This window comes from Acidovorax sp. NCPPB 3576 (assembly GCF_028473605.1).
GTDB lineage: Bacteria > Pseudomonadota > Gammaproteobacteria > Burkholderiales > Burkholderiaceae_C > Paracidovorax.
In genome coordinates this window covers 2,296,691-2,309,548 of sequence record NZ_CP097267.1, presented here as the reverse complement: position 1 = coordinate 2,309,548, position 12,858 = coordinate 2,296,691, and the positions used below count along the sequence as shown (strand labels likewise).

Sequence of the window (12,858 nt, the reverse complement as noted above, 5' to 3'; positions counted from 1 at the left end):
TGCTTTCTGGGGGAGCGGTGAACGTGGGGCTCAGCTGAACAGGCGGCGCGCCAGCAGCGAGCCGGCCGACAGCTCGCGGCTGTCGAGCTTGTCGTACAGCAGCTCTAGGTCGGCGGCGATGGGGTCCATGGTCATGGCGGGCAGCGGCGTGCCGTTCTGGTCGCACAGCGCGCCGTCCATGGCCTCGCCCAGGGCGGCCGCCACCTCGCGCAGGCGCGCGAACGGCTGCTCGGAGCGGTGCACCTGGGCCACGTCCAGGCTCAGCGTGATGTCGCGGATGGCCGACTGCTCCGGGTCGTCCGACAGCGCGAACTGCGTGTCGTAGGCCAGGGTCAGCACCGGCGGCAGGCCCGGGCCGCTCGCGGGCAGCACGAGCCGGCCGGGAATGGCGCCCGCGGTGAAGCCCAGGCGCACGGCGTTCTGCTGCACGTAGCCGGGGCTCCACGCAGCTTGCCGCGCGCGCAGCACGAAGGCCAGTTGCGCGTCGTGATCGCCCGCGAACTGGTCCAGCTCGCGGGCGCGGGCCACCTCGTGCAGCATGTCGGGGAAGTCGGCCGCGGCGTTGATGGCATCGGCGAAGCCCTGGGCCTTGACGACGAACTCCGAGAACTCGATCTCGTTGAGCGCGCCCACGCGGTTGGCCAGTTGCACGCCGGCCTGGAAGTGGGTGTAGCGCTGGCCGGCCACGGGCGTCTCCCACTGCTGGGTGGATTCGTTGAAGCCCTCGATGGCGAAGGCCTTGCTGCCCGCGCGGCGCGTGGGCGGCAGTGCGGCCAGGGCGGCGTCGCCCGAGACGATCTGCTCGGCCACCAGCGGGGCGATGGCGTCGATGAGCGGGTCCAGCCCGCCGCGGCGCTCGGACGGCGGCACGGGCAGCTGCATCGCATCGCGCAGGTCCACGGTGTGGCCGTCGAAGGACGGGTCGGCGCCCGTGCCCGGCACGTCGGGGCCTTCGACCGGGGCTCCCGTGGCATCGAAGGCCGGCTCTTGCCGCAGCGCGGGCTCGGCCGCGCCGTCGGGCTCGGGCGGCTTGGCGCGCTTGGGGGCATTGCGGTGGGCGGACCAGGCGTTGAAGGCGACGATGGCCGCCAGAACGACGCCGCCCGCGATGATGAGGCCGAGTTGGAAGTTGCTCATGGTGAAAAAACGTGCGGCTTCTGGGGGTTCAGGCATCGGCCATGGACAAGGCGGACTCCATGTCCACCGCCACGATACGCGACACGCCTTGCTCCTGCATGGTCACGCCGATCAGTTGTTCGGCCATTTCCATGGCGATCTTGTTGTGGCTGATGAAAAGGAACTGCGTGCCGCGGCTCATGCTGGACACGAGCTTGGCATAGCGCTCCGTATTGGCATCGTCCAGCGGCGCGTCCACTTCGTCCAGCAGGCAGAACGGCGCGGGGTTGAGCTGGAAGATGGCGAAGACGAGCGCGATGGCGGTCAGGGCCTTCTCGCCGCCCGACAGCAGGTGGATGGTCTGGTTCTTCTTGCCCGGCGGCTGCGCCATCACCTGCACGCCGGAGTCGAGGATTTCGTCGCCGGTGATGATGAGGCGCGCATTGCCGCCGCCGAACAGCTCGGGGAACATGCGCCCGAAATGGCCGTTCACCGTCTCGAAGGTGCCCGAGAGCAGCTCGCGGGTTTCGGCGTCGATCTTGCGGATCGCGTCTTCCAGCGTGGTCATGGCCTCGGTCAGGTCGGCGGTCTGCGAGTCGAGGAAGGTCTTGCGCTCGCGCGCGAGGTTCAGCTCCTCCAGCGCGGCGAGGTTGACCGCGCCCAGTGCCGCGATCTCGCGGTGCAGGCGGTCGATCTCGCTTTGCAGGCCGGCCGAGCGCACGCCGCCGGCCTCGATGGACTGCGCCACCGCCTCCAGGTCGGCCTGCGCGTCGGCCAGCAGCGTGGTGTATTGCTCCAGGCCCAAGCGCGCGGCCTGCTCCTTGAGCTGGAATTCGGTGATGCGGGCGCGCAGCGGATCGAGCGCGCGCTCCAGTTGCATGCGGCGCTCGTCGCTGGCGCGCAGCTTGGCGGTCAGGTCGTCGTACTCGCTGCGCTGGGCGCCCAGGGCTTTCTCGCGCTCGATCTTGAGGTCCAGCGCCTGCTGCAGGCCGCCCTGTGCCGCCGCGTCGGACAGGCGCGCCCTCTCGTCCTGCGCACGCTGCTGCTCATCAGCCAGCGCGCGGGTCTGGCTGCCGGCCGTGTCGAGCGTGCGGGCGAGTTCGGCCCGGCGCGCCTCCAGGCTGCGGCGGGAGAACGTGGCCTCTTGCGCCTGGCGCTCCAGGCTGCGCTGCTGCTCGCGGCATTCGGCGAGCTTGCGCTCGGCGGCGATCACGCGCTCGTCCAGTTGCGCGTGGCGCTCCTGGCTGTCGGCCAGTTGCATGTCCAGTTCTTCGAAACGCGCCTCGGCCGTCACGCGCCGCTCCTGCAGGTCGGCCAGCTGCGCCTCGACCTCGGCCAGGTCGGCGCCGATCTGCTCGCTGCGCGCGCGGGCCTGGTCGGCCAGCTGGGTCAGGCGCAACGTTTCCACCTGCAGTTCATGGGCACGGCTTTGCGCCTCGCTGGCTTCGCGGCGCGCGGCCACGAGGCGCTGCGAGGCGTCGGCATAGGCCGACTCGGCACGCACCAGCGCCGTGCGCGATTCGTCGCTGATGAGGGCCTGCGCGCGCAGTTCCTTTTCGAGGTGCTCGATCTCCTGCGCGCGGGCCAGCAGGCCGGACTGCTCGGAGTCCTGGGCGTAAAAGCTCACGCTGTGCGCGCTGACCGCATGGCCCGTGGGCACATAGACCACCTCGCCGGGCTGCAGCGCGGGGCGGCGGTTCAGCGCCTCGTCGAGCGTCTGCGCGGTGTAGCAGCCCTGCAGCCAGTCGGTGAGCACGGCGCGCAGGCCGGCGTCGTTCAGGCGCAGCAGGTCCGACAGGCGGGTGGCAGCGCCGGTGGGCTCGGGAATGCCGGCGGGCGGCGCGGTGTAGAAGGCCAGGCGGGCCGGGGGGGCGTCGTTGCCGCCCGCACCCAAAAAGCCGCGCACGCTGTCCAGCCGGCTGATTTCGAGGGCGCCCAGGCGCTCGCGCAGCGCGGCTTCCAGCGCGTTCTCCCAGCCGGGCTCGATGTGGATGCGGCTCCACAGGCCCTGCAGTCCATCCAGGCCGTGGCGCGCCAGCCAGGGCTGCAGCTTGCCATCGGTCTTGACCTTTTCCTGCAGCGCCTTGAGCGCCTCCATGCGCGCCGACAGATCGGCCTGGCGGGCGCTCTCCACGTTCACGGCCTGCTGGCGGGTGCGGCGGTCTTCGTCCAGTTGCGGCACGGATTCCTGCAGCTCGGCCAGCCGGGCCTCGGCCATTTCGGCGCCCTCCTGGGCGGCATCGAGCTGGCCGCGCAGGTTGGCCAGCCGCGCCTCGTCGGGCGCGGCCAGGGCGTTGCGGTCGGTGCGCAGGCGTTCATGGCGGGCATCGAGCTGGCGGCTCTGCTCGTCGATGCTGCGCTGCTCGGCGGCCAGCACGCCGATCTGCTGCTGCACCTGCACCACCGCGCCGCGCTGTTCGTTGGCGTGCTGCTGGCCCTGGCGCAGCGCCTCTTCGAGGTCGGGCAATTGCATGGCCTGCTCCTCGACCTGGGCGGCCAGCAGTTCGGCGCGCTCGTCGGCGTCCACGCCGGCACCGGCGAGGTTCTCCATCTCGTGTTCGGCCTCTTCCTTGCGGGCCGACCACTGGGCGATCTGCTCGGCCAACTGGGTGAGGCGCAGTTCCACGCGCTGGCGGCCTTCGACCACGTAGCGGATCTCGGCCTCCAGCCGGCCCACTTCGGCCGTGGCCTCGTAGAGCTTGCCCTGCGCCTGGTTGACGTGGTCGCCCGCGGCGTAGTGCGCCTGGCGGATGGTTTCGAGGTCGGATTCGACCGAGCGCAGGTCGGCCATGCGCGATTCGAGGTCGTTCACGGCCTGCAGGCCGTCGGCGCGCACCTTGGCCTGCTCGGCCTCGGCATCGGCACGCTTCAAGAACCACAGCTGGTGCTGCTTGAGGGTGACGTCGGCCTGCAGCGCGTTGTACCGGGCAGCCACCTCGGCCTGCTTTTCCAGGCGTTCCAGGTTGGCGTTCAGCTCGCGCAGGATGTCTTCGACCCGCGTGAGGTTCTCGCGCGTGTCGGACAGCCGGTTTTCGGTCTCGCGGCGGCGCTCCTTGTATTTGGAGACGCCCGCGGCCTCTTCCAGGAAAAGGCGCAGCTCTTCGGGGCGCGACTCGATGATGCGGCTGATGGTGCCCTGGCCGATGATGGCGTAGGCGCGGGGCCCCAGTCCCGTTCCCAGGAACACGTCCTGCACGTCGCGCCGGCGCACCGGCTGGTTGTTGATGAAATAGCTGCTGTTGCCGTCGCGCGTGAGCACGCGCTTGACGGCGATCTCGCCGTACTGGCCCCACTGTCCGCCGGCGCGGTGGTCGGCGTTGTCGAAGACCAGTTCCACGCTGGCGCGGCTGGCCTGCTTGCGGCTGGTGGTGCCGCTGAAGATCACGTCCTGCATCGACTCGCCGCGCAGCTCGCTGGCTTTCGACTCCCCCAGCACCCAGCGCACCGCATCCATGATGTTGGACTTGCCGCAGCCGTTCGGGCCCACCACGCCTACCAGCTGGCCTGGGAGCATGAAATTGGTGGGCTCTGCGAACGACTTGAAGCCGGCGAGTTTGATGGAGTTGAGACGCACGGGTCTGTGGGCGGGCTGGAGGCGCCGGAGCGCAAAAAAAGGCAGGTCCACGCCGCCGGGCGGGCCAGCGTGGCCAAGCCCTGGATGATACCGTGCCGGGCTGGCGCCCCTGCCAGGGGCGCGGGCCGCTGGCGCGCCGGCCCGCATATTCAGCCAAATAGGCCCCCAGCACAATATCCACTAGGGCATATTGCTATTAAATAAGTAGCACTAGGCCGTGCGCGGCGCGAAGGCGATGATCGCCATGCCAGCCAGGGTGACGGCCACGCCTGCCACGTCCCACGCGGTGGGGCGCACGCCGTCCACCGCCCAGAGCCAGCCGATGGCCACCGCCACATAGACGCCGCCATAGGCCGCATACACCCGCCCGGCCGCGGCCGGATGCAGGGTGAGCAGCCAGGCGAACAGCGCGAGGCTTGCGGCCGCCGGCACCAGCAGCCAGGGGCTCGCGCCCTGGCGCAGCCACAGCCACGGCAGATAGCAGCCCACGATCTCCGCCAGCGCGGTGACGGCGTACAGCGCCAGGGTTTTCAACTCGAACATGGGCAGGCTCTGGGGGCTTTGGACGGGCTGGAAGCTTGGCGGCAAGGCGGGCGGCACCCGGTCCGCATCACACGATCAGCGGGCTCTGGCCTGCGGCGTGATCGACCACCAGCCGCTCGAAGCCGTCCACCGGCAGCGGCGGGCTGAGCAGGTAGCCCTGCCACACGTAGCACTGGTTGCGTGCCAGGAAGGCGCGCTGCGCCTCGGTCTCCACCCCTTCGGCGATCACGCGCAGGCCCAGGCTGGTGCCCAGGGCGACGATGGTGCGGGCAATGGCGGCGTCGTTGGGGTCGGTGAGCACGTCGCGCACGAAACTTTGGTCGATCTTGAGTTCGTCCAGCGGCAGGCGCTTGAGGTAAGCCAGGGAGGAATAGCCCGTGCCGAAGTCGTCTAGCGAAAAGCCCACGCCATAGGCGCGCAGCTGCGCCATCTTGTCGATGGTGTCTTCCACGTCCTGCAGCAGCAGGCTTTCGGTCATCTCCAGCTTGAGCCGGCGGCCATCGGCGCCGGTGCTGGCCAGCGCCGCCAGCACCTGGCCGACGAAACCGCTTTGATGGAACTGGCGCGCGCTCACGTTGACCGACAGGCCCAGGTGGGCCAGCGCGGGCTGCTGCGCCCAACGCGCCAGTTGCGCGCACGCGGCCTGAAGCACCCATTCGCCCAGCGGCAGGATGAGGCCGGTTTCCTCGGTCAAGGGAATGAATTCGCCCGGCGACACGAAGCCGCGCACCGGGTGGCGCCAGCGCAGCAGCGCCTCGGCGCCGGTGATGCGGCCGTTGTCCATCTGCGGCTGGTAGAACAGCTCGAACTGCTGCAGCGCGATGCCCTCGCGCAGGTCCGATTCGAGGGCCGCGCGGGCCGCCACCGACGCCTGCATGCGCGGGTCGTAGAACTGCAGGCTGTTGCGCCCGCCGGCCTTGGCCTGGTACATGGCCAGGTCGGCGCGCTGCAGCAGTTCGTCCACCGTCTCGCGCACGCCCTGGAAGATGGTCACGCCCATGCTGAGCGTGCTGTGGTGGGCTTCGCCTTCCAGCACGAAAGGCCGGCGCAGCGCGGTGAGGATCTTCTGGCCCATTTCCTCGGCGCGTGCGGCGGCGTCCTCCGGGCTGTCGCCCAGGTCTTCCAGCACCACGACGAACTCGTCGCCGCCGTGGCGGGCCACGGTGTCTTCGGTCTGCACGCAGTCGCGCAGCCGCAGCGCCACCTGGCGCAGCAGCATGTCGCCTCGCTCGTGGCCCTGGGTTTCGTTCAGGGTCTTGAAGTTGTCCAGGTCGAGCATCAGCACCGCGCCGCAGCGGTGGCTGCGCGTGCTGGCGGCCAGGGCCTGCTGCAGCCGGTCGAGGAGCAGCCGGCGGTTGGGCAACTGCGTGAGCGGGTCGTAGTAGGCCAAGTAGCGGATCTCTTCCTCGGCGGCCTTGTGCTGGCTCATGTCCACCAAGGTGATCAGCCGGTCGTCGCCCAGGACCACGCCGGCCAGGTCCACCGTGCGCAGTTGCCCGCCCTTGCAGGTGATGGCGTGTTCACGCGCAGCGGTGGCTTCGTCGCCCGGCGCCTCGGCGCACACGGCCAGCCAGTCGGCGATGGCCTGCTCGCGCTGCGCCGCATCGGGAAACGCCAGGCGCCACCAGTCGTCCACCGTGGGGGCGTCGTCGGCGGTATAGCCGCAGATCTGCACGAAGCGCTCGTTGCGAAAGCTCACCCCGCCGTCCTTGCGCACCAGGCACACGCCCACCGGCAGGCGGTACAGGATGCCGCGCAGGCGCAGTTCGCTGTCGCGCTGGCTCTCTTCCATCTGCTTGCGCTCGGTGATGTCCTGCACCACGGCGATGGAATGCGTGGCCGGGTTGCCGGGTATGCGCATGGGCGTCACGGTGAGGTCGGCCCAGATGACGCGGCCATCTTTGTGGAAGTAGCGCTTTTCGTAGCGGAACTCTTCGATCTGCCCCTGCGCGATCTGCTGCATGAGCGATTCGCCCGCCATCAGGTCGTCGGGGTGGGTGATGTCGCCGACCGTCTTGGCCGACAGCTCGGCCTCCGTGTAGCCGAGGATGTCGCAGAACTTGCTGTTGGCCCGCACGAAGCGGCGGCTGGCGGCCTCGACCTGCGCCACGCCCACGGCGGCCTGGTTGAACAGGGCACGAAAGCGCTCCTCGCTCTCGCGCAATGCCGAGCCGGCCGCGGTGGCAAAGCTCACGGCCTGGGTGCGGCGGCGCACCAGCAGCGTGATGAGCGCGGACAGCAGGACCGTCACCAGCAGCCCGCCGCCGCCCATGAGCGCGGGCAATTGCGCCTCCGAGTGCGACAGGAAGGGTTGCAGCGGCTGGAACGTGAGCCGCCAGCGCCGGTCGTGCACGAGCAGTTCGCGTTCGTAGCGCTCCATGGCGGGCCGCACGCCGCTCTCCAGCGCCAGCAGCGGGCGCTCGGAGGACGCCGCCACATCGCGCACCGAGCCGATGTCCCGCACCGACATGGCCACGCCACGCAGCTGGCCCTCGGACTGCAGGCTCTTGACCATGTCGTAGAACCGGATCGTGGCCGCCACCGAGCCGATGTAGCGGCGCACGCCGGCCGCGCTGTCGTCGAACACGGGCAGGCGGATGACGAAGCCGGCGCGGTTCTCGCGTTCCTGCAGCAGATCGAACGGCTCCGACGCCACGATCTGCCCGGTGTCGCGGCTGTAGCGGATGGACGCCATGGTGGCCGGCAGCGAGCCGACATCCAGGCCCACGATGTATTCGTTGCCCACGGTCGGCCAGATGTAGTCGGCCACGTGGTATTCGGGCCGGTCACCGGGCGGACGGATCGCAAAGGTGGATGCAAGGGCCGTGCGCACGAGGTCGTCGGCCCGCACACGCGCTTCGTAGGCTTCCTTGTCGGCAAGCGCCACATAGCGGGTGAAGGCCACGTTCTTCACGCCGGGGTAATGCTGCGCAAGGCGCAGCTCGCGCGCCGCGTGCTCGAAATCGGCGCGGCCCAGCCGGGGGTTGACCAGGAACAGGCTGCGCAGGCCGACCACCAACTCGGTGTGCGAGGCGATGCGGTTTTCCAGCGCGCTGGAGAACGACCGGGCCTCCTGCGTGAACCGCTCGCGCGCGATGCGCGCCACCGAGTCGCTTTGCTGCTGCCACAGCGCCGCACTGGCGACCACGCCCACCAGCGCGCACAGCACCCCTGGCAGCCAGGGCCAGCGTTGCATTCGCAGTGCTTTTGGAAGCGTCATGGGCATGTGGAGGGAATTCCCGGTCGCGGCGCGGGGAATCCGTCCACGATAACCCACGAGGATAGCCACAATCGACGTCGGTTTTGCCGTCAATAGTCTTGCTGTTCTTTTTTGTAACAATGGCGAGGCCATTTTCCATAGCCATTGCAATGCGGGCATGGCGGCGGATCGTGGCTTTCACGCCGCAAGGCCGCTCGTCCGCCGGACGTAGTCGCCCTCCTTTCCTCCTTCCCTGGCCCTTGGCCGGGCCGTTCCCGGTTCCTCCCGCTTCCATCAGAAAGAGAAAGTCCCACCCATGCTGTATGACACGCTCAAACTCATTCATGTCCTGGCGATCATCGTGTGGCTGGGCGGCATGGCCTTCGCCCATTTCTTCCTGCGCCCCGCGGCGCAATCGCTGGAGCCCTCCCAACGGGTGGCGCTGATGCATGGCGTGCTGCAGCGTTTTCTGGGCGCGGTGCTGTTGGCCGTCGTGCTGGTGCTGTCCAGCGGGCTGTGGATGATCGGCAACGTCGCCCGTGCCGCGGCGCAATCGGGTGGTCGGTTTTCCATGCCGCTGTCGTGGACGATCATGGCCACGCTGGGCATTGTGATGATGGCGCTCTTCGCCCATGTGCGGTTCGCGCTTTTCAAGCGCCTGCAACGCGCGGTGGCGGCGAGCGACTGGGCAGCGGGCGGCAAGGCGCTGGCATCCATTCGCACCTGGGTGGGGGTCAACCTGGCGCTGGGGACGGTAATCGTAGTGGTGGTGTTTCTGGTGCGGTGAGTGCCGGCAGAATGGAACTCCATCGGCGCCATTGCTCGGCACCAGCCAACCGATCGAACATCACCGCGTTGATGAGGCGCCCGCTTCACTTGGCAAGAAAATGGCTTCCACCTGCCCATGGTCCGGCGCTTTGTTGCCGCTGTTGAAAAACTCCGCTGATTCCTGAATCTCCAGGCTGGTGCCATGGAAGGGATCGCGAATACTGAGAAAGAATTTTCCCTTGCTCTCGCGGACGTTATCCAGCATGAGCATGTGTCCCCCTTTGCTGAGAATGCAGGGGCCGTGCTGCTCGATTTTTGTCGCCAAGTCGCGCCAAGCCACCTTTCTGCTTTTATCTTTGCTGAATAGACTGCTTTTGTAGCTTAACTCGTGCGTCACCTGAAAAGGCTCCAAGCCAGTGGCTAACTTGATCGAGTACATGACAGTACGCGTGTCCCGCGCACTGTTTGAAGCATAGACCTTGGAAGAACTCAGATCTCCCGGGTTGACCTTCCCATGGTCCAGCAGCAGCATCAGTTCACAGGCCGCAGAGCAGTCTTTAAAGCCAGGTTGTGGAACCATGAATCGATTTCCTGGCATGGGATAGACGCTGAAATGTCCGAATTTGATGGCCGGAATGGAGGTGCCGTTCGCGACGAATGCCGGAGTTTTTCCGTCACCAGTTACCTCAAGTCCTGCAAACCGCTTTGTCGTAAGTCGAGCGGGAGCGTCATAAATCAAACCATTTTTGATTTGTTCCGCAAAGTGTCCGAACTGGCCGCGAATTTCGGGAAAGCGGCGTACGACTCCGTCCTTTGCGCGGATGTAAGGCTCTGCGAACCACTGCGCGGGACCTTGCGAGGGCAGCTTGGACTTGGAGTGATCTACCAACCCGACGATGTTGGAACACGTTGCGTAGAAGCCGCCGATCGTGCTTGCCGGAACCAGCGTTTTTTGCTCGGGGCTCTTCTCGGCTTGGGGCGTTGGCTCAAGCGATAGCCGGGCCAGCCAGGCACGGGTGTCTATCGGCTCTTCGTCGTCGCTGCTGGAATATCCCGGAACACTGGCCCTGGCCGTCATAGGCCGAGGAGTTTCGGGCGAGTCTTGCCGATGTCTGCGATGCGTTAAGTTGTCCAGTTCCGACGGGCTGCCGGTCGAACTGCTGCCTGCGCGGGCACGTGACGAGGCGGGAGTAGATTCTTGTTGCGAAGACGAATGCGAGGCACGTCCACGCGTTCCAGAAAGAGAAAATGGTGTCATGGCACAGAGATCCTTTGATCACGTCATGGTCGGCATTGACCAGATGAATCTCTTCACCGCGACCGAAGCATTGAGGATATCTGCGAAAAAATTCAGGCCAAGCCGCCGTTTTCACCTCACTGTCAGAGCGTTGCCCAAGAGAAAACGAGAACTCAATAGGCCCTCGCAGGAGCCCTGATATGCCGGGGACTTAACCCGAGGCAAATAGCCTCCCCCGAGGCTGAGCAAGAATTGGTGCATTTAAGCCTCACCTAAGCTGGCCAGGGAATCATTGAACCCAGCAGCCCGCATCAATCGATCTCCTCCTCCCTCCTGGGCTGCTTTTCAACCCGCTTCGGCGGGTTTTCTTTTTGCTGAGCCTGTCGGTCGCGTGGGTCAGATCTTTGCGGCTTGCTCTCTGGAGACTCGCATCCACGGAACCAGCACGCCCAGCACCTGCGGACGCCAGGCCAACGTGAACGCGATGGACAGCGCGGCACCCGCCAGTGCCATGACCCAGACCAGCGATGCCATCGAGCCGTGGTCCACGCTCAGGCACAGGGCCAGCGAACCGGCCAGCGCGGCGGCACCCGCCACGCGCAGCAGCGCCACGGTGCGCCGGGTTTGCGGCACGCCTTCGCCCAGCGCCTGCGCCCAGTGCACCTCCATGGCCAGGGCCAGCCAGCCCAGCCCGGCCCCATTGGCTGCCAGCGCAGCCAGCAACAACAAGGCGTCAAGCACGGGTGGCCTCCGGTACGCCTTGGGGCGCCCGGCCCGCCATCGCAACAGCGCCCTGGGCGCGCCGGCGGAGCCTGCGCGCGGCCACCACGGCGAGGGCCGCGCTGGCGAGCAACGCCAGATCCATGCCGGCCACGGGCCAGTAGCCATTGCCGATGGTGCGCAGAAGGTGGTCCCCGGTCGTCGCCCAGTTCAACAGCACCGCCGCCACGGCCAGCGCCGCGGCCGCCCAGCACTGCTCGCCCCAGGCCGGCGCCATGCGGGCCTGCGCCACCGGGGCCGTGCGCCACACGGCATGCAGGAAGGCCAGCACCCAGGTGCCCCAGAACACGGATTGCTCCCAACTGCCCCGGCCCGGCAGGTCGGTGGGCAGCAGCCGGTTGCCGATCAGCATGACGAAGGTGGCTATGAGCATGCCGGTGACGGTCGTCACCGCGAAGGCGTCCACCCAGCGCGCGCCCGAGATGCCTTGCCTGGCATGCTGGCGCTTGCGCTTTTCCACGAAGAAGAGGAAGCCGGTGGCAATGCACACGCAGCCCGACAGCCCGCCCAGCACATACAGCCAGCGCAGCAGCCAGTGCCGGAAATGCTGCAGGTGCAGGCCGGTGAGGAAGTTGTTGATGCCCGCGACCGCCGTGGGCGGCGGGTCTTCGCGCAGCACTTCGCCGGTGGCGCCCTTGAAATGGATACCCTCGCCCGTGAGGGTGACGCGGTCGGTTCCGGCGCGGAACACGCTGACATAGGCATTGGCATCGCCCACGTGCTGCACGTTCAGGTAGCCGACCTCGCCCGCCATGCCCCTGGCCGCCCAGCGGCGCTGGGCCTCGGCCACCATGGCGTCCACCGAGGCGAGCGTGCCGGGCGTCCCCGCCCGCTTGGCCGGCAGCCCGGTCTCCAGCGCTTCGTGCTGCTCATGCAGCTCGTGCAGCGGATGCAGCTGGGTTTCGGTGACGGGAAAGTAGATGCCGCCGAAGATCACCAGGCCCGAGAGCGCGAAGATGAAATGGAACGGCAACGCCACCACGCCGGTCAGGTTGTGCAGATCGAGGGCGCTGCGCTGGGTGTGCTTGTGCGGCCGGAAGGTGAACATCTCGCGGAAGATCTTGCGGTGCATGACCACGCCGCTCACCAGCGCCACGAGCATCATCAGCGCGGCGAAGCCCACGATCCAGTAGCCCAGGCTCTTCCACTCCAGGTGCAGGCTGTAGTGCAGCGGGTAGAAGAACCGGCTGCCGATCTTGAGGTGGTCGTCCGGCAGGGCCTGGCCATTGCGCGGGTCGATGGTGCGCGTGCCCCAGACCTGGTCGTCCGCCTCCTTGGCATTGGGCAGGGCAAAGCTGGTGAACAGGCTGAGCACCGGATCGCGGTGGGTGGTGTAGGCGCCCCAGCTGTTCACGACGGGAAAGCTGTCGGCCAGCGGGCCGTTCACCCGGCTGCGCGCCGCCTCGATGTTTGCGGCGTCGGGCCGCACCATGGTTTGGAAGGCCGGCTGCAGCACGCGGTCGAACGACGGCATGGGCTGCGGGGCGAACCGGGTTTCAGGAATGGCCCAGCGGTCGATCTCGCGGTCGAACACCGACAGCGAGCCGAAGAAGAAAACGACCATGAGCACGAAGCCCAGCACCAGGCCGAACCAGGTATGCAGCCAGGCCATGGTGAGCCGAAAGTTCTGGAACACGGGAC

8 protein-coding genes are annotated in these 12,858 nt (G+C 67.6%); 1 reads left to right on the top strand and 7 read right to left on the bottom strand.

Features of this window, described 5'->3' with window-relative positions:
• Window positions 1–30: 30 nt before the first annotated feature.
• From M5C98_RS10640 to M5C98_RS10625, 4 genes are all read right to left on the bottom strand, one after another.
• Complete coding sequence (locus M5C98_RS10640) at window positions 31–1,137, bottom strand: cell division protein FtsZ (protein WP_272552674.1); 1,107 nt, start codon at window positions 1,135–1,137, stop codon at window positions 31–33.
• A 28-nt stretch (window positions 1,138–1,165) separates the two neighbouring features.
• A complete protein-coding gene (gene smc / locus M5C98_RS10635) occupies window positions 1,166–4,690 on the bottom strand; it encodes a chromosome segregation protein SMC (RefSeq protein WP_272552672.1) in 3,525 nt (1,174 codons plus the stop codon).
• A 210-nt stretch (window positions 4,691–4,900) separates the two neighbouring features.
• A complete protein-coding gene (locus M5C98_RS10630) occupies window positions 4,901–5,233 on the bottom strand; it encodes a YnfA family protein (protein ID WP_272552670.1) in 333 nt (110 codons plus the stop codon).
• Window positions 5,234–5,300: 67 nt separating this feature from the next.
• Window positions 5,301–8,453, bottom strand: a complete 3,153-nt coding sequence (locus tag M5C98_RS10625) for a bifunctional diguanylate cyclase/phosphodiesterase (RefSeq protein ID WP_442867259.1) — start codon at window positions 8,451–8,453, stop codon at window positions 5,301–5,303.
• Between the two features lie 295 nt (window positions 8,454–8,748).
• Here M5C98_RS10625 and M5C98_RS10620 point away from each other — a divergent pair, with 295 nt between their 5' ends.
• Window positions 8,749–9,219, top strand: a complete 471-nt coding sequence (locus tag M5C98_RS10620; RefSeq protein ID WP_272552660.1) for a CopD family protein — start codon at window positions 8,749–8,751, stop codon at window positions 9,217–9,219.
• A gap of 60 nt (window positions 9,220–9,279) precedes the next feature.
• Here the strand turns inward: M5C98_RS10620 and M5C98_RS10615 are convergent, their stop codons facing one another.
• From M5C98_RS10615 to M5C98_RS10605, 3 genes are all read right to left on the bottom strand, one after another.
• Window positions 9,280–10,278 carry a hypothetical protein gene (locus tag M5C98_RS10615; protein WP_272552659.1) on the bottom strand — a complete coding sequence of 333 codons (999 nt, stop codon included), beginning with the start codon at window positions 10,276–10,278 and terminating at the stop codon, window positions 9,280–9,282.
• A gap of 555 nt (window positions 10,279–10,833) precedes the next feature.
• On the bottom strand, window positions 10,834–11,178 hold the full coding sequence (locus tag M5C98_RS10610; protein ID WP_272552658.1) for a DUF3325 family protein: 345 nt from the start codon (window positions 11,176–11,178) through the stop codon (window positions 10,834–10,836).
• Window positions 11,171–12,853, bottom strand: a complete 1,683-nt coding sequence (locus tag M5C98_RS10605; protein WP_272552657.1) for a PepSY-associated TM helix domain-containing protein — start codon at window positions 12,851–12,853, stop codon at window positions 11,171–11,173. Before M5C98_RS10605 ends, M5C98_RS10610 begins: the two co-directional genes overlap by 8 nt.
• Between the last annotated feature and the right edge of the window lie 5 nt (window positions 12,854–12,858).